The organism is uncultured Ruegeria sp. (assembly GCF_947489545.1).
Taxonomy (GTDB): Bacteria; Pseudomonadota; Alphaproteobacteria; order Rhodobacterales; family Rhodobacteraceae; genus Ruegeria.
Genome location: NZ_CANLDZ010000005.1, coordinates 69,395 through 92,539, shown reverse-complemented (window position 1 = coordinate 92,539; position 23,145 = coordinate 69,395). Strand labels below are relative to the sequence as shown.

The following is a 23,145-nucleotide window of genomic DNA, read 5'->3' as shown; positions in this document are numbered from 1 at the left end:
GGAGTGATGGGATTGAATAACTTGCTTGAGCATTTTGTAACGCTTTGGGTCGTCATTGATCCGATTGGTACAATACCCGTCTTCATAGCAGTAACCGCAGGGCTCGAAGCTGCCGCCCGTCGGCGCATGGCGTTGCTTGCCTCGTTGATCAGCGCCGGCATTTTGTTGTTTTTCCTCATATTCGGACAGCTGCTGATTGAGGCGCTGGATATCGGCCTGAACTCTTTTCAGGTTGCCGGGGGCATCATCCTGTTCCTGTTCGCTTTGACGATGATTTTCGGAGAAAGCAAACAGGACGTAGAACAACGCCAGGCCGAAGAAGACCTGGAAGATAAAACCCACAAGCAAAACCCAGCTATTTTTCCCCTCGCGGTGCCGTCTTTGGCATCCCCCGGGGCAATGCTTGCGATTGTCATTCTGACTGACAATCACCGATACAGCATGGTGGATCAGGGTATTACAGCGCTGGTCATGTTGGCAGTGCTGGTCGTGGCATTTGTATTGATGCTGCTGGCTGAACCGATCATCCGTTTGATCGGCCATTCCGGCGCGGCCATCATAAGCCGGGTGATGGGCATGATATTGGCCTCGGTCGCCGTAAACTCTGTTTTATCGGCATTGATGGAAATTATGAAAACCGGACAACTTTAAAAAAAGCCACCGCTCCTTCCGGGCGGAAAGGGCGGCGGCAGGTAATGCGTTTCTCGTGTGGGGTCCGGGTCTCCGCGGGGCCGAGGCATGGCCCCTCAAGGGAATTGGGACAGGCAGGTCACCCTTGACTGAGATGGGGATAACACGCGCGAGACAATCGGCACGAGAGCGCAGGCAGAAAGGCTTAGAAACCGACGGGCAGATGCAAGGCAACAACCAGAATCACGACCAGAGACATCACCCCCGCCGCATCCTGCAGAATGGTCGATTGTGAACGGCTGAATACGCTCTTGATCTGGGTCAGCATAGGGTCACCTCCGGTCAGAGTTTTAATCCTTTGTTGACCTTTTGTTCTCATATTCTACCGAGTCGGTAAAGAACTTTTTAAGAACATTTGTGAACTTTACGGAACTTGCGCTCTAACCTACTGAAATCAAACGGATCGCCTGATCCTGTTTCATCAGCCAAAGCAGAACACGGGCGGCCTGCCCACGCTCAGACGTCAGCTTTGGGTCTGCGTTCAACAAGGTGCGCGCATCCGATTGGGCAACTGCCATCAAACCTGCCTGCCTCTCCAGATCCGCAATGCGAAATCTCGGCAAGCCAGATTGGGCCGTGCCGATCAGATCACCTGCCCCGCGCATCTGAAGGTCGGTTTCCGAGATCCGGAACCCATCCTCTGTCTCGCGCAGAACCTCCAACCGTTTGCGCCCGCCTTCACTCAGAGGTGCCTGATACATTAACAAACAGGTGGACTCGGCCTCGCCCCGACCGACGCGACCCCGCAATTGATGCAGCTGAGCCAGACCGAAGATTTCGGCCCGTTCGATCACCATGATGGTTGCGTTGGGTACATTCACGCCCACTTCGATGACCGTTGTAGCCACCAACACCTTGGTCTGACCGGTTTGGAACGCTGTCATCGCCGCGTCTTTGTCGGTTGGCGGCATCTGGCCGTGAACCAAGCCCACAACGTTGTCGCCAAGAATGGCGCGCAACCGTTTGAACCGATCTTCCGCCGCCGTCAGGTCCGAGACCTCGGATTCATCGACCAGCGGGCACACCCAATAACACTGTCGGCCTTCTGCAATGGCCTTTCGCAGATGCGCCACAACATCATCCATGCGTTGCGTGCTGATGATCGCGGTTTTGATCGGCTTACGCCCCGGCGGCTTTTCATCCAGAACCGAGACATCCATATCGCCATACTGCGCCAGCGCCAAGCTGCGTGGGATCGGCGTGGCCGTCATCACCAGAACGTCGGCGCCCTGCCCTTTTTCCGACAATTCCATCCGCTGCCGCACGCCAAAACGGTGCTGTTCATCGACAATTGCCAGACGCAGCGCGTTAAATTCGACATCGCTTTGAAACACGGCATGAGTTCCGACAAGAATCTGGATATCTCCGCGTTTCAATGCCTCAAGTTTTGACCGTCGCTCTGCGCCTTTGTCCCGTCCGGTCAATATCTCCAGAACAACTCCAGCGTCTTCGGCCAGTGGTCGCAACCCATCCAGATGTTGTCGCGCCAGGATCTCGGTCGGGGCCATCATGACACCCTGACCACCGGCCTCAACCGCTACAAGCAAAGCCATGAACGCCACAAGCGTCTTGCCTGCGCCAACATCCCCCTGAAGCAGGCGATTCATGCGTGTTTCCGCCGCCATATCCTGCGAGATTTCTTCGATGGCGCGGGTTTGCGCCCCGGTGGGGCGATACGGCAAGCTGGACAGAACTTTCGACTGCAGCGTTCCTGTTCCAACGCTGACAATCCCGCGTGCCTTACGGTCCCGTTGCCGGGCCAGTGCCAAGGTCAGTTGATGGGCCAACAGCTCATCATAGGCCAAACGCTCGCGCGCAGGAGCGAAAGCCGCGACATCATCAGCACCGTGCGGATTATGGGCCGATTGAATGGCCGTTGCCCAATTCGGCCAACTCTTTTGGGTAACCTGTGCGGGATCAATCCATTCTGCGAGCTCAGGCGCGCGGGACAATGCGCTACGCGATGCTTTGAAGGCCGTCTTTTGGGTCAGGCCGTGTGTCAGATGATAGACCGGTTCAAATTCGGGAATCTCGCCTGCCTGCTCCGCCGGCAGGATATGATCCGGATGCACCATCTGCGCCATGCCGTCGAACAGTTCGAGCTTGCCAGAAACCACGCGGCGAGATCCCTGCGGCAAGACCTTTTTCAGGTAGTCACCGCGCGCATGGAAAAAGACCAGTTGGAAATCAGCCTGTGCGTCTTCGACATGTACTCGGTAGGCGCCACCTTTGTTTCGGGATGGCCGGTGCGTGCCGACGGTCACCTCAACGGTCAGCGTTGTCGGCAGATCAACCCCCTGGATCGTGTCTCGCCGGCGCCGGTCCACGACGGCATATGGCAGGCCGAACAGCACGTCGCGCGGGCTTTCGATCCCGGTTTGCTCCATGATCTGGGCGGTTTTTGGCCCGACACCCTCGAGTGTCTCCAAACCGGCAAACAGAGGGAAAAGCTGTTCCGGCCGTCCGCTCATGCGCCTTCAATCAGCTGCAACCAGCCATCCTCATCCAGAGTCTCAATACCCAGTTCAGCCGCCTTCTTGGCTTTCGATCCAGCCCCGGGCCCAGCCACCAAAAGATCGGTTTTCTTGCTGACAGATCCTGAAACCTTTGCCCCCAACGCCTCGGCACGCGCTTTGGCCTCGGCACGCGTCATTTTTTCAAGCGTGCCTGTGAAGACAACGGTCTTTCCGGCCACCGGGCTACCCGAACTATCAGGTCGTTTGGCCTCCTGCACCTGCAATTGACCCACCAGATCGTCAATACTTGCACGTTCGGCAGACTGGGAAAACGCAGACACCAACGCACGCGCCATGACCTCTCCGATCCCATCAATGCCCAGCAAATCCTCCCATTCGGGGCCGGAAAACCCAGATGCGGCGGTGATGGCGTTTTCGAATTCGTCCCAGATGCCGTAATGATTGGCAATCAGGTTCGAGGCGGCCTCTCCGGTATGACGAATTCCCAATGCAAACAGCAGACGACCAAATGGGATCGCGCGTTTTTCATCGATTGCCTCCCACAAGTTTGCGGCACTCTGGGCACCCCAGCCCTTGCGATTGGCAAGCTTGTTCAGATTGGCGGCGTCGCGCTGCTGTAATGTGAAAATATCAACCGGTGCTTTGACCGGCAAATCGGGATCATCATAGAACATTTCGATCTGCTTGGCACCCAGACCTTCGATATCGAATGCTTTGCGCGATACGAAGTGTTTCAATTTCTCAACGGCTTGCGCCGGGCATATCAGTCCCCCGGTGCAACGCCTGACCGCATCACCCTCTTCTCGAATGGCATCGCTTTGGCATTCCGGGCATTTGGTTGGAAAGTCGAAAGGCTCGGCCTGTTCGGGGCGTTTGGACACGTCTACATCGGCAATTTTCGGGATCACGTCGCCCGCGCGATAGACCTGCACCCAATCGCCAACGCGTATGTCCTTGCCGTCACGGATGGTTTCTCCCCTGGCGTCCCGTCCGCTGATGTAATCTTCGTTATGCAATGTGGCGTTCGACACGACCACGCCGCCAACGGTCACCGGGTGCAGCCGTGCAACGGGGCTAAGCGCACCGGTGCGGCCGACCTGAATGTCTATCGCTTCAAGCCGTGTCCACGCCAATTCAGCCGGAAATTTGTGGGCAATCGCCCATCTTGGGGTCGTGGACCGGAAACCCAATCGTGCCTGCAAGGCCAGATCGTTAACCTTGTACACAACCCCGTCGATATCATACCCGAGGGTCGATCGTTGCGCTTCGATATCCCGGTAATGCGACAGCATCTCTTGGGTCGTTTCACATAACTTTGTCAGCTTGTTGGTTGAAAACCCAAAGCTGCTAAGCTGCCCGATCGCGGCCATTTGTGTGTCTGCCAGGGGCGCCGACAATTCTCCCCACGCATAGGCAAAAAAACGCAAGGGTCGAGAGCGCGTGATCTCGGAATCCAACTGCCGCAATGAACCCGCCGCCGCGTTTCTGGGATTGGCAAAAGGCTTACCGCCGATCTCGGACTGGCGTTTGTTAAGATGTTCGAAATCCTCGTGCGACATATAAACTTCCCCCCGCACTTCGAGGATTTCGGGGGCGCCGTCGATATGGTGTGGAATGTCAGAAACAGTGCGCGCATTTTCTGTTACGTTTTCGCCGACCTCACCGTCCCCGCGTGTTGCGGCCTGAACCAGCTGCCCATTCTCGTAACGCAGTGACAATGACAGGCCGTCAATTTTTGGCTCTGCCGTGAATGCCAATCGCGCATCGGCGTCCAACCCGAGGTATTTCCGAATTGATTTGTCAAAGTCTGCAACATCTTCTTCATCAAAGGCATTGCCCAGTGACATCATGCGCACGGCATGAGTGACTTTTGAGAACCCATCGGAAACGCGTGCGCCAACCTGTTCAGACGGGCTGTCCTGACGTTTCAATTGTGGGAAACGGGTCTCAATCTCAGCATTGCGCCGTTTCAGGGAATCGTATTCCGCATCTGAAATCTCGGGCGCATCTTCTGCGTGGTAGAGCGTGTTAGCCCGTTGCAGCAATGCAGCAAGGCGCGCCAATTCCTCGCGCGCCTCATCTTCTGTGAGCTCTGGTACCGAAATTGAGTTGCTCATGGCCTCGCCCTGTCACGAATTCTTGGACTTCAGTGATAGGGCGAGGCCATGGCGAGGTCCAGTCGTGCTGAGCCGTGAGTGGAAGTGCCGCCCTGGACCGACGGCGGTACGTCTTAGGTCAGATCAGGCGCCGACCGCCATCCTGGTGTCATCCAGGCTGTTGATCTGCGGGTCGCGCAAGACATAGCCACGCCCCCAAACAGTTTCGATATAGTTATCACCACCCGTCGCATTGCTGAGCTTTTTACGCAGTTTGCAAATGAACACATCGATGATTTTTAATTCGGGCTCGTCCATCCCGCCATAAAGATGGTTCAGGAACATTTCTTTGGTCAGGGTGGTTCCCTTGCGAAGGCTCAAAAGTTCCAGCATCTGGTACTCTTTGCCGGTCAGATGAACGGTTTGCCCGTCAACCTCGACCGTTTTCGCATCCAGGTTCACCGCGACGCGACCTGTATGGATGATCGATTGCGAATGTCCTCTTGAACGACGAATGATTGCGTGAATGCGCGCCACCAGCTCTTCGCGGTGGAACGGCTTGGTTAGGTAATCATCTGCGCCAAATCCAAAGCCTTTGATTTTGCTTTCTGTATCATCCGCGCCCGACAGGATCAGGATAGGGGTTTCGACCCGAGCGATCCGCAGCTGGCGCAGAACCTCATGCCCGTTCATATCCGGCAGATTGAGATCCAGCAAAATCAGATCATAATCATAAAGCTTCGCCAGATCGATGCCTTCTTCTCCAAGATCCGTCGCGTACACATTAAGGTTCGCATGTGTCAGCATTAATTCAATGCTTTTGGACGTTGTAGGATCATCCTCGACAAGAAGTATTCGCATTTACCTGCTCCAATTCGGGTCAATTATTCCAATTAAAAATAAACCTGACCAAGAATGGTTAATGTGACGTTACCGTTGATTCATTTATTCACTTTCAATCTTAGGTTGTCGATATTTTTTTAGCGTCGTGACTTTTAACGCGTCCACACCGTGTTCTGCGACAGCCGAAACCCAAATATTGAATTCCTCGTCGCTGATGCCGTATCGCTTTTTGGCTTCGGATAAAGTGATCAGTCCATAAAGTACCCCGCGTACCACAACCACTTTACGTGACGCGACCCAGCGCCGCGTATCGGCAGGCGGAAGATCTGCGCGCGTTAAAACCGTTCCATCCGGCAGGGTTACCGATCTTGGCCCTTCAACTTTGTGCAAATACATCTCTTTACCCTTTTCTTGCTGCGACAAAGCTGACATCAGCCTACTTAATTCGGGGTGAAACCGCCCCTTGAGAGTGTGTAGAATTTTCCTATATTCTGCCGGTCTTTCTTAATCCGGACTGGAACCCCCATGGCCCTCGATGCCGAAACCCCGCTAAACTCGCTTGGCTTTGCCAAACCGCCCTCGGAAACCCGGGTGGTTGTCGCCATGTCTGGTGGTGTCGACAGCTCGGTCGTAGCCGCGCATCTGGCGGATCAGGGCTATGATGTGGTGGGCGTGACCCTGCAGCTTTATGATCATGGCGCGGCGCTGGCCAAGAAAGGCGCGTGCTGTGCCGGGATCGATATCCACGATGCGCGCCGTGTGGCCGAGGAACGTGGTTTTCCGCACTACGTGTTGGATTACGAAAACATCTTCAAAGATGCCGTAATCGATGAATTCGCCGACAGTTATCTGGCGGGTGCCACCCCTGTGCCCTGCATTCGCTGCAACGAGAGGGTGAAGTTTAAGGACCTGCTGGAAACCGCCAAGGACCTTGAGGCTGATTGCATGGCAACCGGTCACTACATCCAGCGCAAGATGGGATCTAACGGCGCAGAACTGCACAGCGCCGAAGATGCCAATCGCGATCAGTCCTATTTCTTGTTCTCGACAACGCCGGATCAACTGGCGTTCCTGCGCTTTCCTTTGGGCCACCTGCCGTCAAAAGACGCAACGCGGGAAATGGCAGCGCAATACGGGCTCGCCGTGGCGGATAAGCCTGACAGTCAGGACATCTGTTTTGTGCCTAACGGCAACTACGCCAGCGTGATCGAAAAACTGCGCCCGGGTGCCGCTGAACCCGGCGACATCGTGCATGCGGATGGCCGAGTTCTGGCGCAACACAACGGTGTCATTCACTACACGATCGGACAACGCCGAGGCTTGGGCATTGGGGGCCTTAGCGAGCCGCTATTCGTAGTGAAACTGGACGTGGACAAAAAACAGGTCGTGGTTGGACCCAAAGACATGCTGGCCACCCGGACCATACCTGTGCGCGAAATCAATTGGCTGGGCGATGCCCCCTTCACCTCCCAAATGGAATGGCATCTGTCGGTCAAAGTTCGCTCGACCCGGCCCCCGCGCGAAGCGATTGTCCGACCTCTGTCAGAGACAACGGCCGAAGTTGAATTGCTGACCCCTGAAGAAGGTGTCTCGCCCGGACAGGCTTGCGTGTTCTATGAGTCCGAAGGCAGCCGTATTTTTGGCGGTGGATGGATCTGGCGCGGTTACTAGATCGCGTCCGTCCACGAATTGCTGAGAATATACAGCCCGGCGCAAATCATCACATAGGGCACCAGCCGTTCCAGCTTGCGCGCCAGCCCGCCGGTTATGAAAGGGACTTTCGAGCCCAATAGTGCGACGATAGCCAACCCGATCGCAGCCGTACTTGCACCTAAAAGACCCGCCAGTCTGAACCCGGGGGCCGAGTCGGCCAATAGCGGTCCGAGTACCGCAAACGTATCCATCGACAAGCTTACGAACAGCATCGAGATCACGATGGTCGAGCCACCGGTCTGAACAGTTGGTTCGGCTTCTGAGGGCGCGCTGCGGAATTGTCTGACAACGCCGACCAAGCCGAGAGACAGTGGCACGATGCCCAGATACCCGGCCCAATGGGGGATGACGTCGCCAACGCCAAGTGCCAGAAGAAACGCAGCACCAATGACAATGAATTGCGCCACTAAGAACCCAAAAACCGAACGCCTTGGCCCCGTGACCAGAACCAAAGCCAACAACGCGGCCAAATTATCCAAGTTCGTCAGAATCTGCGCCATAAACGCAGACAAAGCGAAGACACCATAATCCAACATCAGGCGTTCATCCGTTCCAAAACGGCCCTAGCCGCCCTGAGACCCGGCGGTTCGCCTCCACGCCCCAAACGGTCCATTGTCAGATCCATGGCCTGCCTCTGAGCGTCAGGCGCGTCCGCGACTTGGTTCAGTGCCGCGGCAATCTTGTCTGGCACGCAGTCGTCCAGTAGGCATTCGGGCACCGCGCGCGTATCAGACACCAGATTGACCAGCGTGACGGTATCCAGCTTGACCATTCGCTCGGCCATTTTTTGTGTCAGCCAATTGAGCTTGTAGGCGATCACCATGGGTGTGTTCTGAGCCGCCAGTTCCAGCGAAACCGTGCCGGAAGCGGCCAGCGCCAGATTGGCGGCTCCAAAGGCCGCGCGTTTATAGGCGCTGGCTTGGTCGGCCCCGATGTGTCGCGGGTCCAGCACAACCGGATCTCCCGGCCAGCTTGGAACCACAGAGTTGATCAGATCGGTTGCAGCGCCAACCGTCGGCACGACAACGCGGTATTCGGGCCGGTCCGAGATGAACTGGTGCAGCGCATCCCGAAAACACTCAGACAGCCGTTCAATCTCACCCCGACGCGATCCGGGCAACGCCAACAGGATCGGTGCGTCGCCCAATTCAAATGTCGCGCGAAACGCGGCGATTTCTTGCGGCGTCGCGACCGGTTCACTGGCGACAGGGTGACCTACAAAGTCACATTCCATACCGGCGCGCTCCATATAGGGCGGCTCGAATGGCAGCAAAGCCAACACATGATCGATGACCTTGGCCATCTTATCCGCTCGTCCCGGCCGCCAGGCCCAAACGCTGGGCGCGACGTAGTGAACGGTGCGAATGGTACTGCTGGCTTTGACCAGTTTGGCCACCCGCAGGCTGAAATCGGGACTGTCGATTGTAATCAGGACATCTGGCTGTGTGTCCAGAACTGCCTGCGCCGTTTCTGAAATCCTGCGTTTGAGGTGGAAGAACTTTGGCAGCACCTCAACCAACCCCATCACGCTCAGCTCGGACATCGGAAAGCGGCTGGTTAGGCCTTCGGCTTCCATCAGCGGGCCGCCGACCCCGTCGAATTCAATATCCGGCACCAGGGTTTTCAAACCCTCCATCAGTGCACCACCCAGCCGGTCGCCAGAAGGTTCACCAGCGACCAGAAAAACGCGCATCAGACGGCGCGCTCGCGCACGAATAGAAACAGGCCAAGTCGATTGCACTCGGCAATCACGCGGTCCTTTTGCAGGACGATCACCCCACCTTTTTCAATGACGATACCTGACAATCCTGCCGCAACAGCGCCCGTCACCGTCTCGGGCCCGATGGCAGGCAAATCAACCCGCCGGTCCTGACCTGGTTTTGGTCCCTTGAACAGGATGCCGCCGCCCGCGTCCGGTCGTTGCGTCAGCGACTGCAGCATCCAGGATGTGCCGAAGATGCCCTCGACCGCCAATGCCTGACCTTTTGATACCGCGCAGGCTTGGCCTACATCTGCGGAACCCATCGCGCTCAGAATACTTGCACCGCGATCCGCATCTGCCAGATCCGATTGCGAGGGTTGCGCCTCGGTCAGACTTCCGAGTGACGGCAGCAAGGTTGGGGCAATCTCATGCGCGGCTCGAACGCTCAGTCCGGCGTTCTCGAATATTCCAATCACCGCACGCAACGCGCCGTCATCGCTGGTCATGATTGCCTGCTGCAAGATCGGTACCAAGGGTATGGTCGCCGCATCAATCCGGCTTGGATCCACGGACGGACGTTGCACCGCGCCGGCCATGCAGATTTCGGTTATGCCCCTGTCCTGAAGCTCGGTGATAAAACTGCCCAGATGTTCCAAAGGAAAAACAATGTCTGCAGACAGCGCATCCGGAAGAAACCCCTCCATCGCGCAAACCACCGGAGGCTCAGCAAGGGCTGCGACAACCTCACTCGGCAATGCGCCTGTTCCTGCAATCAGCGCCAGCATGTTCTATTTTCCCGGAGTCAGGAACGAGCGGTCACTGTGCCCGGTGACAAAGTCGACAATACGTTGCACATATTCGCTTTCATTCTTCGCCCCAACCCTATGGGCGCGATCCATGAACGTGCCCTCGCCTTTGCTGAGTTCACGAAATGCACTGCGCAGCGCCGAAATGTCCTCGCGCGACACACCCTTTCGCTTGAGGCCAACAAGATTCAGCCCATCCAACTCTCCGCGCGGGGCCTGTACAAGCCCATATGGAATGACATCATTCGGCACCATGGTCAGCGCGCCAATAATGGCGCCACGACCAACCCGGACCCATTGATGTAGGCCCGAAATACCGCCGATGATCACATCGTCTTCGATGATGCAGTGCCCTGCGGCACCCGCATTGTTCACCATGATGACGCGGTCGCCCATCTGTACATCATGCGCCACGTGGACCCCCGCCATCAAAAGGCAATCGTCGCCGATCCGCGTAACGCCTCCACCACCATCTGTACCAGTGTTCACTGTGACATGCTCGCGAATGCGATTGCGTTTGCCAATCTCCAGGCGCGTGTCCTCGCCGCCGAATTTTAGGTCCTGTGGGATCTCACCAATGACCGAGAAATTGAAGATCACCGAGTCTTCGCCGACCGATGTATCTCCGGTCACAACCACATGGGATTTAAGCTCGACCCGGTCACCCAGCTTGACCCGTGCGCCCACGTAACAGAACGGACCGATCACACAATCCTGCCCGATTTTTGCGCCGTCTTCGATGATTGCGCTTGGGTGAATGCCGCTCATGCCGTCTTTTCCATCTCCCAGTCGACATAGGCCGAAAACTCGGCTTCGGCCGCCACTTCACCGTCTACGGTCGCGCGACCGCTGAACTTGAACAGCTTGCCGCCTTTTTTGCCGCGCAGGGTTTCCACATGCATCTCAAGAACGTCCCCGGGCACCACCTTGCGGCGGAATTTGCACTTGTCGATGCTCATGAAGTAGATCAGCAGTTCGGTGTCGATGACGTCCATGCCAACACCCAACATCACGCCTGCGGTCTGGGCCATTGCCTCGACAATGGTGACGCCTGGCATGATTGGCGTACCGGGAAAGTGACCCTGGAAATGGGGTTCATTCATGGTGACATTCTTGATGCCGATGGCGGATTGATAGCCGGTGATATCTACAACCTTGTCGACCAGCAAAAACGGGTAGCGATGCGGCAATATCCGCTGAATCAGCTGAATGTCGGCGCTTTTGGTTTCCGTGGTCATAGTGCAGATGTCCCGTTCTGGATGTCTTGTTGCCCGCGTGGTTAGCAATACCAGAACCAGAGGGCAAGCAAACCTATTCGCCGGTGCCGTCCTGCAGCCCGGTGCCATCGCCGATTGTTGCGTCAATGCGGGCAATTGCGGCATCGGTAATGTCAGATGTATCCGAACTCAGAAAGACATTCGAACGCTCAAGGATCATCGAGGCACCGGTTTCACGTAACAGGTCAATCAGAACCGGGCGTGCCAGTTGAAAAAAGCTCTGCCGGTTCTCTTCGCTACGCCTGGCCAACGTATCTAGTTTGGCCCTCTGCCCTTCGCGGTGGGACTGGACCTTCCTGTCAAAGGCTTCGGCCAATGGGCGGAATTCATCTGCTTCGAGACTTGCGCGCTTTTCCGTCAGGTCTTTTTCTTCTTTGCTCAACTCAGCGACGATCCGTTCGTTTTCTTCAGCCAGCAACGCGCTTTCTTGTTCGATCTCATCCATGACCCGTTGCCCATATGCAGAATCAGAAAACAACCTGTCGCTGGAAATCGTCAACACGACCGGCTGGGGTACCCCCAGTTCAAGCTGCTGAGCAAAGGTTGGTGGAGCCAGAAGAAAGGTCAAGAAAACACACAGGGCCCGAAGCGGGCCCTGTCTTTGCGTCCAAAAGACACTCAACATAGCAAATCAGAACCTGGCCTGAATGGTCAGGTCAAAATTCTGTTCCTTGTCGAAGTCTTCTTTCTTTAGTGCCTTCGAAAAGTTGAAGCGCAGCGGGCCGAACGGTGTATCCCACAAGACCGAAATGCCAATGACGTGACGAATAGCCCCGTCTGCACCAACAATATCGGCCCCTGCAGTGTTCACATTGTCGATGTTGTACAGGTTGCCCACATCGTAGAACAGACCGCCCCGCAATCCCAGTTCCTCGGGCAGACCCAGAGGGAAATCCGTCTCAAAACGCGCAACCCAGTAGTAGTTGCCGCCGATGGCATCGTCCTGCCCATTGGACAAATCACGCGGACCCAGACCCGCAGGCTCAAACCCTCGGAACGTATTCGGTCCCAGAACGAAACGGTCAATGGTGCGGCTGAAGTCGTTGCCGCTCCAATGAAGGGCGCCAAGCTCCAATGACGCCCGCAGGGTCACTTCTTCGCTTAGCACTTTTGTCTGAGCGATACCGCGCGCAGTGGTTTTGACGAATTTATTGTCGCCGCCAAGTCCAGCAGCATCAACTCCAACCTCGAACAAAACGCCTGCGTTTGGATTCAGGCCTCCGATGCGGCTGTCATACACATAGGACAGACCCAACGAGCTAGAGGTCCGCTTCCCCTGATCAATTTCCGAAGAAATAACCGCGCCGTTGATTTCGTCGTCCTGCTGGCTCATCTCGCTGTTTTCCCAGCCATACCGCAAACGGACCGCTGACAATTCGCCAATCGCGTAGCTAAGCTGCGGATTAAAGAATATCCGTTTGGTGTCATAGCTGGCAAAGCTCGAGTTCGTCGTGGCCAGACCCAACCCAAGATCAAAGCGCAGTTTGCGGCCCAATAGGTAAGGTTCGGTGAAGTCGATGGTATATTGCTCGGAGTCTTGGGCTGTCGAAAGTGAAACGCCAAGGTTTTGACCACGTCCAAGGAAGTTGGCTTCGTTCAGACCAATGGCCAAACCGAAACCATCCGAGGCTGAGAAGCTACCGCCAAGGCTCAGTGACCCGGTTGGTTGTTCTTCGACATCCACATCCAGGATGACCTGGCTGGGCGTTGACCCCTCACGCGGTTCGACGTTGGCGGTGGAAAAGAAGCCCAGTGCATTGATGCGTTCTGCGGCCTGACGAATTTCGCGCGGATTGAACGGGTCACCTTCGACGGTGTCGAATTGACGGCGGATCACACGGTCAAGCGTGGTCGTGTTGCCCTCAATATCGATCCGCTCGACAAAGACGCGCGGTCCTTTGGTTAGAACAAACTGAACATCCAGCGTCAGATCGCGAGGATTGCGTGTTACGCGCGGCTCGACACGCAGAAAATCGACACCTTGTTTGACACCCAAACGCTCCTGACGGGCGATCGAGTTCTCGATCAGCGTCGGCGAGTAAGTGACGCCCGGCTTGATCTTCAGCGCGTTTTGATAGTCCGCTGCGTCAACACCCGGAATTTCGCTGACAGTGCTGATCTGCCCGAACGAGAACTTCTGGCCTTCGGTGATGTTCATGACCAGGAAAAATGCGTCCCGCTCGCGGGTGAATTCAACGTTGGCACTGTTCACACGAAAATCGATATATCCGCGTGACAGGTAGAAATCGCGAAGGACCTGTTTATCAAATTCAATCCGGTCGCCAATAAATGTGTCACTCCGGAAGAAAGTCCGCAGGAAAGTTGCCTGCTTGGTTTCAAGAACGCGGCGCAGGCGGCGATCAGAATAAGCGCGGTTGCCCACAAAACTAACGCGCTCAACCTCGATGGTTGTGCCTTCGGCGACTTCGAAAACCAGATCCACGCGATTGTCGCTGCGTCGGATGATGCGCGGGATAACGGTTGCCGATACGCGGCCCTGCGCCGAATAGACCTCGGCAATCAAATCGGCATCCGCTTCGGCAACCTGGGGTGTAAATACGCGACGGGGCTGGGACGAGATGACTTCAATCAAAACGTCATCTTTTACGCGGCGGTTCCCCTCGATGCTGATCTGGTTGATCGTCGGGTATTCCTGAACTTCGATCACCAGCGTGCTGCCGCGTGGTGTCAGTTCGACTGTTTCAAAAACACCACTGTCAAGCAAACGCTGATAGGCGTCGTTCAGCTGTCCGGCTGTCACAGTCTGTCCGGGCTCAATACCCGTTCGCGCTATGATTGTTCCGGTTTCGATGCGGCGGTTGCCGTCAACATCAAAAGAATTGATGGTGAAGTTCTGCGCCCGCGCATCTTGCGGCAAAGCCAGTAAACTTGCTGCTGCAAACAGGAAAAAAAACGTTAGCGTTCGCCACAAAATCTTGTTTGTTGGCTTTTGCCCCCCGCAGGATGTTCCCGCGCCACGCCCTTTGGTCATTTTTGTTCTCTACCCAGCAATTCAAGAATTTAATGCTGAGTAGCGGGAATAGTTGGTCTTGTCAAAAGGCCAAAATGCGCACCGAGTTATTGGTCAGTTCGGCGTTCTATCGATACGAGAGTGAAGAATCACATCCCAGCCAGGTATGCGCCACAAACCAAAGCCAATGCAGTGACGGCGAAGCTCAAAAGCATGTCCCAGTTCAGCATGAACAGGAAACTCAGGCTCTGATAGGATTTGTGCATCGTATTTGTCATAGTAGGCCCTCAACCAGCGGCGTTTCGATAGCCGAGGAATGCGGCAATAGTGCGGCATTTATGTGCCGCACGCGCCTCAATCAGCAAAACAAGTCGTTGGTCAAAGAAAACAACATCAGGCTAAGAATCAGCGTGATGCCGACACCCATAAGCACCCGCAGCGCCTTGTCGCTGGGTGGTTTACCGGCAACGGCCTCGTACGCGTAAAACACCAGATGTCCGCCATCCAAGGCGGGGATCGGAAACAGATTCAACAGACCGACGGCCGTCGACAACACGGCAATGAAGAAGATGAAGTTCTGTGCGCCCTGACTGGCCATTGCACCCGATGTTTCGGCGATACCAATCGGGCCGGATATGTTGCAGGTGCTGATCGCCCCTGTCACCATATGCCATATCCCCGATAGCGACCCTTCGATGATCCTTATCGTCTGTTGTACGCCGCCCGACAGCGACTCCAACACTCCCGCAGGCTCGGTCGCAGCCTCCAGCATCATGCCGCCTACAATCCCGATGCGCCAATGCGTTATGAACCCACCATCTGGCTGCGGCTCATCCGTCCGGCGCGGTGCAAGCGCAAACTCTAGATCAGCCCCGTCTCGCCAAACGTTCAGCAACAAAACCCGTCCGTCCGAGCCTTCGACAAATTCTTTGAGCTGCTCAAAAGCAAAGATTGGCTCTCCGTTTACAGAGGTAATCACATCCCCTTGCGCCAGCTGGATATCCATGGCCGCGCTGCGGGGGGTCACTTGACGGATCAAGGGTGGGAACAACCAGGGAGCGGCAACGTCAATCGTCTGGCCGTCGCGGATAACGGTGTAGTCCAGAATGGGCTCCACTGGCAGCGAGTCCGTGAAATCGCCCCAGGCGCCCTCTTCGTCAAAATCCGGTGTCGGAATGCCAGCGATCGCAACGATTTCATCGCCTTCCTGTAACCCTTGCTCTGTTCCTGGCAAGGGCTGAAGACTGCCGACGGTCAGCGGTTCACGCGACACGCCCTGCGACCAGAAAATCATCCCAAACACAAGGATCGACATGACGAAGTTAAACACCGGTCCTGCTGCGACTGTCGCCGTACGGGCCCAAAGGGGCGCGCCATGCATCGTGCGGCGCAGCTCTTCCGGGCTTTGTTCGGTGATCTCTTCCATCGCCTCTTCGTCTTTGCCCGAAGCGGCATTGGCATCCCCAAGAAATTTGACATATCCGCCGAAGGGTAACAGAGCGATCTGCCATCGCGTGCCGCGCTTATCCATGCGGCTCCATAGGACGGGACCAAACCCAATGGAAAACACCTCGGCATGGATGCCAGACCACCGTCCAACGATGTAGTGGCCGTATTCATGAACAGCGACAATCACCGACAAAGCGATCACGAAGGCCACAATGGTCCAAAGCAAGTTGCCAAACTGTGGGATCAGAGAAAGTACGTCCAAAATTTTATCCTGCTCGTTTGATCACGGCATCATCAACCCATTGACGTGCCAGATGGTCTGTTTTCCACACGTTATCAAGTGTCATAGGGGCATCAATAAGGCCATCCGTTGCCTCGAACCGCTCTAGAACCGCGTCCACGACCTCGGCCATATTCAGGAATCCGATCCGGTGTGCGATGAAAAGGTCCAGGGCGCGTTCTTTGGCGGCGTTGAACACGGCGCCAGACAACCCGCCGCGCGCCATGACGTCGCGCGCCAATTTCAGCGCCGGATACCGCGCCAGATCCGGATCGCTAAAGCGCAACTGCCCCAGCTTTGCCAGATCCAGCCGTTGCACCGGCAGAGCCTGTCGTTCCGGCCAATGCAATGCATATCCGATGGCATGGCGCATATCCGGCGCGCCCAAATGGGCCATCACCGCCCCATCGTGAAACCCCACCATCGCGTGTACAATGGATTCCGGATGCACCAGAACTTCGATCTGATCCGGGGCAATGCCAAAGAACTCTCGGGTCTCTATGACCTCCAAGGCCTTGTTGAACATAGATGCACTGTCGATCGTGATGCGCTGACCCATATTCCAATTTGGGTGGTTGGACGCCTGCGCGACAGTGGCTTTGGCCAGTTCCGGCAGCGGCCAATCCCGAAAGGCACCACCACTGGCGGTGATAATCACCCGCTCAACTGCGTCCATATCTTCGCCAGCTAAAGCCTGAAACACAGCCGAATGCTCGCTGTCTACCGGCAGGATACGCGCGTCATGCGCGCGCGCCGTGTCCAAGACCAACGCACCAGCACAAACAAGCGTTTCTTTGTTTGCCAGCGCCAGCGCGGCCCCTTGCTTCAACGCCTGGAGCCCCGGTGCCAGGCCAGCCGCACCCACAATCGCCGACATTACCCAATCGGCCGGCCGTGCTGCGGCCTCGGCAATGGCAGTCTCACCTGCTGCAACCTCGACCCCGCTGCCTTGCAGCGCATCTTTCAGGTCTTGCAAGCGGTCTTCATGGGCCGTAACCGCGAGATCAGCGCCCAACTTGCGGGCATCTGTCGCCAGCTGCGCGATATTCGCCCCGCCTGTCAGGGCGACGACATCATAGGCGTCTGGGTTTCGCGCAATCAGGTCAATCGTGTTCTGACCGATCGAGCCGGTTGCACCAAAGATCGAAACTTTCCGCATCACATGGCTCCGGGTGCGTAGATCAATCCGGCAATGAGAACAAACAAGGACGCCCCCATCATACCGTCGAAACGATCCAGAAACCCGCCATGACCTGGGATCAGGTTGGAACTGTCCTTGACCCCGAATTTGCGCTTCGCAGCGCTTTCGACAATGTCACCCGCCTGGCTGGCCATCGACGCCAGAACCGAGATCAGGACGAAGGCCACACCAAACCCGCCATATTGGGCGAACACTATCCCGACAATTGCCGCCGCAACCCACCCTCCGGCAGTGCCGGACCAGGTTTTCTTCGGACTGACCTTGGGCCAGAATTTAGGGCCACCAATGGCTTTGCCAACGAAATAGCCGGCAACATCCGTGGCCACGACAACTGTGATCAACCATATCATCCAGCCAAAGCCCATGTTTTCGCGAATGGATATGAACCCCAAGCCTGCGGCAGCGATCCAGATGGCAAACACCGCGTACAATCCGCGGGACTGGCTGACCTGCCCTGCCCCAACCAGCGCCGGAGCCAGCAGAAACGGCACTTTGTACAAGGGCGGCAAGTGATAGCTTAGAATGACCGCAACCCCGGTCAGAATGCCCAATTGCACAGCCACGCCTGCCCGCTGTGGCTCGATCATGCGGACCAGTTCCCAGGTCATAAGACCACATGCGGCGGCGATGAAGGTCTCGAACCAGATCCCCCCCAGCCAAACCTCGACCGAGCCAATCGCAACCAGAACGATCGCAGATAGAACCCGCGTGGTCAGATCAGACCATCGGCCGTCACTCATGCCGGAACCGCTCCAAACCGCCGTTCGCGCGACCCGTAATTGCGGCACAGGCGTTCCAACTCATCAGCAGAGAAATCGGGCCAGAGCGTGTCGATGAATTCGTATTCCGAATACGCCGATTGCCAGAGCAGAAAGTTGGAAATCCGGGCTTCGCCACTGGTCCGGATCACCAGGTCCGGGTCCGGCAGAACACGAGTATCCAGGTATTTTGGCAGCGTTTCCTGATCTACATCCTCGGGCCGCAACCGGCCTTCGGCCACGTCCAGGGCCAGACGCTTGGTCGCCCGCGCCACTTCATCCCGGCCGCCATAGTTCAGCGCTACGGTCAGATGAACCAGATCGTTACCTTTTGTTTCCTCTTCCAGCGTATCCATCAAATCGGTCAGCTTGGCATCCAGCCGCACCCGATCCCCAATGAAACGCACGCGAATGCCGTTTTCCGCCAGCGTAGTGGTTTCCTTGATGATGTAGCGCCGAAACAGGCTCATCAATCCGGCGACTTCGACCTGCGTCCGTTTCCAGTTTTCTGTCGAAAAGGCAAACACTGTCAGATATTTGATGCCCAATCCCGGGCAGGCTTCGACCACTTCGCGCACGCGCCGCGCACCTGCATGGTGACCAAACAGCCTTGGCCGTCCGCGTGCCTGTGCCCAACGGCCGTTGCCATCCATGATGATGGCGACATGGCGCGGGCCGGCACACAGTTCGGGTTGGGGATCTTTAGGCATTTTGTCGGTTCAGACCTGCATGATTTCGGACTGCTTGTTCTCAAGCGCAGCATCGACGGCCTTGATCATCTCGTCCGTCAGGTCTTGAACTTCGCTTTCCCAGAACTTCTGATCATCCTCGGACATGCCGTCGGCTTTGGCCTTCTTGATCTGATCCATGCCGTCACGGCGGACGTTGCGGACGGAGACACGCGCGCTTTCTGCATATTGCCCGGCCACCTTGGTCAGTTCGCGGCGGCGTTCTTCGTTCAATTCCGGGATCGGCAGCATGATGATCGTGCCATTCAGCTGAGGATTGATCCCTAACCCGCTTTCGCGGATCGCTTTTTCCACTTTGCCGACAAGGCCCTTGTCCCAGACATTTACCGTGACCATGCGCGGTTCAGGAACGTTCACTGTGCCCACTTGGTTGATCGGTGTCATCGCGCCATAAGCGTCCACCATCACAGGTTCGAGCATCGAGGCCGACGCCCGACCTGTCCGCAGCGACGCAAATTCGGTTCTGAGGTTCGCCATAGCGCCGTCCATGCGGCGTTTCAAATCATCGGTGTCCAGTTCAAAGTCGTCAGACATGCTGCTCACTCCCCGTCTTCAGGTGATGTTTGGATGGGTCTTAAGCCATCACAATTGGGATGTATAGCAATCATGATCAGGAATTGTACCAATGGCCAGAGTCGTTTCGGCCATTTTTCATCAACATCTCAATCAGAAAACCGGCCAACCTGTGGGTCAGCCGGCTTGGAAATGTCTTTTGCCGTCAGGCGTTCACATCAACAACCACACGGCCCTTGACCTGACCTTTCAGAATGTCTGCGCCCAGTTGGGGAAGATCGGACAAAGCGGCCGGGTGAACCATTGCTTCCAGCTTGTCCATGGGCAAATCCGTGGCAACCCGCTGCCAGGCCCGGACGCGGTTGTCATAAGGCTGCATAACGCTGTCGATGCCCAGCAGGTTCACCCCTCGCAACAGGAACGGAATCACGGTTGCAGGCAATGCCGCGCCACCCGCCAGACCAACCGCGGCAACAGAGGCACCGTATTTCATTTGCCCCAACACACGCGCCAGCATTTCGCCACCAACCGCATCAACGCAGCCCGCCCAGTTTTCGCTTTCAAGCGGGCGTTTGGTGGTCTCATTCAGCTCATCACGCGGAACAATAGTCGTAGCCCCCAGGGATCTCAGGTAATCTCCGGTTACCGGACGGCCAGTCACGGCCGCAACCTCATAGCCCAGATGACCCAGAATGGCCGTCGCAACCGATCCAACGCCACCTGCGGCACCAGTCACCAACACGGGTCCGTGCTCCGGTGTCATGCCATGATCTTCCAAGGCCATCACGGCCAGCATCGCGGTGAAACCAGCGGTTCCCACCGCCATAGCCTGACGCGTATCCAGACCATCGGGCAAGGGCACCAGCCAGTCCGCCAATGCGTTGGCTTTCTGGGAATAGCCACCCCAATGCGCCTCACCCACGCGCCAACCGGTCAGAACAACCTTGTCACCCGGCTTGTAGCGATCATCCGAGGACGCCTCGACCGTACCGGCATAATCGATGCCGGGCACATGCGGATAAGATCGCACCAACCCGCCGCCCTTGGGCGACATGCACAAACCGTCTTTGTAGTTCACAGTGGAATACTCGACGGCCACAGTCACGTCGCCATGTGGCAGCGCATCCAAAGAAAGCTGCTGGACCGACGCGCTCGCCAGGCCGCTTTCCTCATCCTTTTCCATCACCAATGCATTGAACATCCAAAGCTTCCTTTCGTTGTTTCGCGACCGGATTCACACTTCATCTGGCCAAAAATATCCCGGGGGAGTTGCGTAGCAACGCGGGCAGAGCCCCAACACCCATTAAATCCAGAACCTCTCTTGCACCGTTGCGCGGCGCATGCCGTCAGGTGTCTCGACCTCCACACCTGTTCCAGCGTCCCAGTGGCTCAACCTCAGCATACCAATCGAAACGTTTGTTTCGAAATCTGGGGACCAGGCCGAAGAGGTCACCTGCCCCACCCGTTTGCCACTTGCATATACCGGCCAGGGGCCATCACATGGCGGCACAACATCCCCTTCAATCGCGATCGGCCGAATTTGCTGAACTGGTCCTTCCTTGGCCACGCGCAGCAAGGCGTCTCGTCCGATGCAACCAATCGCCGTATGGGTGTTGCAGAACTTGCCTAACCCACATTCATGCGGAGTGTTGTCGTCGGTCATGTCGTTGCCGTAAGACAACAAGCCACCTTCGATCCGCTCGATCAAATTCGGACATCCGGCGCGCACTTGCAGGTCCCCACCCGCAGCAAACAGCGCATTCCACAAAGGCATGCCGATATCTCTGCCTTCGACATAGATCTCAAAACCGCCCTGCTTTGAATAGCCTGAGCGTGCAACCGCCAGATCCCTGCCTTCGAACTGGAACATGTCAAATTTGAAGAACCGAATGTCCCGCACCCGGTCGCCAAAGATCCGTGCCATGAGTTCGTCGGCCTTTGGTCCTTGAATTGCCAGAGGTGAAACGTCCGGCTCATCCACCAGCACGTCCAGACGATACCCGTTGGCCAAGCCCTTGACCCACAGCAACAAATCGCTGTCGGCAATAGAAACCCACCAGCGATCTTCGGACAGTTTCACAGCCACCGGATCGTTCAACATGCCGCCGGTTTCATCGACAATAGGCACGTAAAAGCACTGGCCCGGCAGCATGCCGCGCAAATCCCGGGGCGTCAGCATCTGCATCAACCGTGCCGCGTCGGGCCCTCGCAGTTCGACCTGACGTTCGCAGGAAACATCCCAAACCTGAACATGTTCCTTCAGGTGCCGATAATCAGCCTGCACGCTTTCGAAAACCGTGGGCAATAACATGTGGTTATAAACCGTATACGCCTTCACGCCCGCAGCTTCGACGCCATCTGAAAATGGTGTTCGCCGCAAGCGGCGGGACAAGGAAATTTGCGGCATTCACACCTCCTGTGGCATAAAGACAAGATCGCTGACAGGCGCGGCCGAGCCGGTTTCAGTCAGCATTTTGTGGATTTGTCCCCGGTGATGGGTCTGGTGATTGAAGAAATGGATGATGCTTCGGGCGTAAGGCACCGTAACATCGTCTTGTTTCGCGGCTGAAAACCACGTGAACTCACCCGTTAAAGAGCCATCTCCCAGGCTCTTGGCCCAGTCTGTTATGCGCGCGTCCATGCTATTCCGAAGGGGCAGCCATTCGCTCAGATCCGCGCAGATCGCGGTGCTTTCCGGTATTCCGCAATTTGGGCCTTCGCCCTTGTCAAAGCGCGACATCCAGATCCAGTCGCCCCAGAGCAGGTGGTTTGCCGTTCCCAGGATCGACCCGAAAAAAGCCCCACGTTCGCGCGTCAATTCTTCTTGGGTCAGACCTTCAAAGAACTCTGCCAACTGATTGTTTTGCCACGTATTATAACGCGCCATTTCACGGGCATAGGCACCGGTGATCATCACTTTGGTCCATGCCAGTCGATGGGGCAAATTTCGGCGGATTTACCGCCAAAGTCCCAGATGCGGCCATAGTCGCGCACCCGCGACTTGGTCCCACGAGCCACAATGATGTCCGGACCCATCCAATATTTTGAGTTCGACACCACGACCGGGTGCTCCGGGTCCTGGCCCGCCAGCATCTCGATCTCGCCCTGAATCTTGCGCCCAATGGCGATCCGACGCTTGTTACCGTCTCGCTCAATCTGAACCGGGGCACGTTCGGCTCCGATGATCTCGCTGACCAGCATGGTGAACAGACCCGTGGTTCCCCCCGCCTGACCACTGAAGATTTGCAGCAGACCATTGTACGCTTTGCCGCTGGCGCGTTCGTCCACATAGGCCGCAACTTTCCACTGTCCCTCACCCATGCGCCCGGGAATATCGACCAACAGACCGACGTTCAGACCCGACAGATCCTCACCTTCGAAATGGCCTTCATCGATGATCACACCCATCCAGGCGTGGCAATGCCCTTCGGTCGGGGGATGCGCGCCCAGGGATACAACACAGGGACAAAACACATCGCAGGAACAGTTCAGGATCAACTCACCTTTAATGGCCCATTCCGTCGGGCTCATCTCGCGCCGCTTGGGGTTAGGCATGCGGCTGTCGATCCGTTGACTGATAGGCAACCTGTCGGCTTCTGGTTTTCTGTTTTTGGCCATAG

Annotated in this window: 24 protein-coding genes; 2 read left to right on the top strand and 22 right to left on the bottom strand. The window is 56.5% G+C overall.

The genetic code is table 11. From position 1 onward, the window contains the following. The first annotated feature begins 12 nt into the window (after positions 1–12). On the top strand, positions 13–651 hold the full coding sequence (locus Q1B13_RS09100; RefSeq protein WP_298935577.1) for a MarC family protein: 639 nt from the start codon (positions 13–15) through the stop codon (positions 649–651). A 184-nt stretch (positions 652–835) separates the two neighbouring features. Here the strand turns inward: Q1B13_RS09100 and Q1B13_RS09095 are convergent, their stop codons facing one another. The 5 genes from Q1B13_RS09095 to Q1B13_RS09075 form a co-directional block, all read right to left on the bottom strand. Then, the gene (locus Q1B13_RS09095; protein ID WP_298935582.1) at positions 836–958 is read right to left on the bottom strand and encodes a hypothetical protein; all 123 of its coding nucleotides are present in this window, start codon (positions 956–958) and stop codon (positions 836–838) included. Positions 959–1,070: 112 nt separating this feature from the next. Continuing rightward, positions 1,071–3,161 carry an ATP-dependent DNA helicase RecG gene (gene recG / locus Q1B13_RS09090; RefSeq protein ID WP_299075229.1) on the bottom strand — a complete coding sequence of 697 codons (2,091 nt, stop codon included), beginning with the start codon at positions 3,159–3,161 and terminating at the stop codon, positions 1,071–1,073. Next, a complete protein-coding gene (gene ligA / locus Q1B13_RS09085) occupies positions 3,158–5,284 on the bottom strand; it encodes an NAD-dependent DNA ligase LigA (RefSeq protein ID WP_299075226.1) in 2,127 nt (708 codons plus the stop codon). The genes recG and ligA overlap by 4 nt, the downstream gene beginning before the upstream one ends. A gap of 123 nt (positions 5,285–5,407) precedes the next feature. Further along, the gene (ctrA, locus tag Q1B13_RS09080) at positions 5,408–6,124 is read right to left on the bottom strand and encodes a response regulator transcription factor CtrA (RefSeq protein WP_299075222.1); all 717 of its coding nucleotides are present in this window, start codon (positions 6,122–6,124) and stop codon (positions 5,408–5,410) included. 84 nt (positions 6,125–6,208) lie between these two features. After that, the gene (locus Q1B13_RS09075; RefSeq protein ID WP_299076628.1) at positions 6,209–6,502 is read right to left on the bottom strand and encodes a DUF1153 domain-containing protein; all 294 of its coding nucleotides are present in this window, start codon (positions 6,500–6,502) and stop codon (positions 6,209–6,211) included. Between the two features lie 129 nt (positions 6,503–6,631). Here Q1B13_RS09075 and mnmA point away from each other — a divergent pair, with 129 nt between their 5' ends. Next, a complete protein-coding gene (mnmA, locus tag Q1B13_RS09070; protein ID WP_299075219.1) occupies positions 6,632–7,777 on the top strand; it encodes a tRNA 2-thiouridine(34) synthase MnmA in 1,146 nt (381 codons plus the stop codon). On the opposite strand, the gene Q1B13_RS09065 is transcribed toward mnmA, so the two are convergent. The 17 genes from Q1B13_RS09065 to Q1B13_RS08985 all read right to left on the bottom strand — a co-directional run bounded on the left by Q1B13_RS09065 (position 7,774) and on the right by Q1B13_RS08985 (position 23,143). After that, a complete protein-coding gene (locus Q1B13_RS09065; RefSeq protein WP_299075216.1) occupies positions 7,774–8,355 on the bottom strand; it encodes a hypothetical protein in 582 nt (193 codons plus the stop codon). The two genes, mnmA and Q1B13_RS09065, sit on opposite strands and share 4 nt — an antisense overlap. Beyond that, entirely contained in the window at positions 8,355–9,512 is a 1,158-nt protein-coding gene (gene lpxB / locus Q1B13_RS09060) for a lipid-A-disaccharide synthase (RefSeq protein ID WP_299075213.1), read from the bottom strand. The genes Q1B13_RS09065 and lpxB overlap by 1 nt, the downstream gene beginning before the upstream one ends. Continuing rightward, positions 9,512–10,306, bottom strand: a complete 795-nt coding sequence (locus Q1B13_RS09055; protein ID WP_299075211.1) for an LpxI family protein — start codon at positions 10,304–10,306, stop codon at positions 9,512–9,514. Before Q1B13_RS09055 ends, lpxB begins: the two co-directional genes overlap by 1 nt. 3 nt (positions 10,307–10,309) lie before the next feature. Further along, positions 10,310–11,095 (bottom strand): acyl-ACP--UDP-N-acetylglucosamine O-acyltransferase, encoded by a 786-nt coding sequence (gene lpxA / locus Q1B13_RS09050; RefSeq protein ID WP_298935598.1) that lies wholly within the window; start codon positions 11,093–11,095, stop codon positions 10,310–10,312. After that, the gene (fabZ, locus tag Q1B13_RS09045; RefSeq protein ID WP_298935600.1) at positions 11,092–11,565 is read right to left on the bottom strand and encodes a 3-hydroxyacyl-ACP dehydratase FabZ; all 474 of its coding nucleotides are present in this window, start codon (positions 11,563–11,565) and stop codon (positions 11,092–11,094) included. The genes lpxA and fabZ overlap by 4 nt, the downstream gene beginning before the upstream one ends. A 73-nt stretch (positions 11,566–11,638) precedes the next feature. Then, on the bottom strand, positions 11,639–12,229 hold the full coding sequence (locus Q1B13_RS09040; RefSeq protein WP_299799776.1) for an OmpH family outer membrane protein: 591 nt from the start codon (positions 12,227–12,229) through the stop codon (positions 11,639–11,641). A gap of 6 nt (positions 12,230–12,235) precedes the next feature. Beyond that, on the bottom strand, positions 12,236–14,596 hold the full coding sequence (bamA, locus tag Q1B13_RS09035) for an outer membrane protein assembly factor BamA (RefSeq protein ID WP_299075205.1): 2,361 nt from the start codon (positions 14,594–14,596) through the stop codon (positions 12,236–12,238). Between the two features lie 128 nt (positions 14,597–14,724). Then, positions 14,725–14,853, bottom strand: a complete 129-nt coding sequence (locus Q1B13_RS09030; protein WP_298935605.1) for a hypothetical protein — start codon at positions 14,851–14,853, stop codon at positions 14,725–14,727. An 80-nt stretch (positions 14,854–14,933) separates the two neighbouring features. Beyond that, complete coding sequence (rseP, locus tag Q1B13_RS09025) at positions 14,934–16,286, bottom strand: RIP metalloprotease RseP (RefSeq protein ID WP_299075202.1); 1,353 nt, start codon at positions 16,284–16,286, stop codon at positions 14,934–14,936. A 4-nt stretch (positions 16,287–16,290) separates the two neighbouring features. Further along, entirely contained in the window at positions 16,291–17,463 is a 1,173-nt protein-coding gene (gene dxr / locus Q1B13_RS09020; protein ID WP_299075199.1) for a 1-deoxy-D-xylulose-5-phosphate reductoisomerase, read from the bottom strand. Next, entirely contained in the window at positions 17,463–18,245 is a 783-nt protein-coding gene (locus Q1B13_RS09015) for a phosphatidate cytidylyltransferase (protein ID WP_299075196.1), read from the bottom strand. The genes dxr and Q1B13_RS09015 overlap by 1 nt, the downstream gene beginning before the upstream one ends. After that, positions 18,242–18,973, bottom strand: a complete 732-nt coding sequence (gene uppS, locus Q1B13_RS09010) for a polyprenyl diphosphate synthase (protein ID WP_298935613.1) — start codon at positions 18,971–18,973, stop codon at positions 18,242–18,244. The genes Q1B13_RS09015 and uppS overlap by 4 nt, the downstream gene beginning before the upstream one ends. Before the next feature lie 9 nt (positions 18,974–18,982). Continuing rightward, the gene (gene frr, locus Q1B13_RS09005) at positions 18,983–19,546 is read right to left on the bottom strand and encodes a ribosome recycling factor (protein ID WP_120635394.1); all 564 of its coding nucleotides are present in this window, start codon (positions 19,544–19,546) and stop codon (positions 18,983–18,985) included. Between the two features lie 184 nt (positions 19,547–19,730). Continuing rightward, positions 19,731–20,726 (bottom strand): acryloyl-CoA reductase, encoded by a 996-nt coding sequence (gene acuI / locus Q1B13_RS09000; protein ID WP_299075193.1) that lies wholly within the window; start codon positions 20,724–20,726, stop codon positions 19,731–19,733. 102 nt (positions 20,727–20,828) lie between these two features. Then, a complete protein-coding gene (locus Q1B13_RS08995) occupies positions 20,829–21,932 on the bottom strand; it encodes a dimethylsulfoniopropionate demethylase (protein WP_299075190.1) in 1,104 nt (367 codons plus the stop codon). Further along, a complete protein-coding gene (locus Q1B13_RS08990; RefSeq protein WP_299075187.1) occupies positions 21,933–22,439 on the bottom strand; it encodes a DinB family protein in 507 nt (168 codons plus the stop codon). Further along, positions 22,439–23,143, bottom strand: a complete 705-nt coding sequence (locus Q1B13_RS08985) for a DUF1326 domain-containing protein (protein ID WP_299075184.1) — start codon at positions 23,141–23,143, stop codon at positions 22,439–22,441. The genes Q1B13_RS08990 and Q1B13_RS08985 overlap by 1 nt, the downstream gene beginning before the upstream one ends. Positions 23,144–23,145 lie beyond the last annotated feature (2 nt).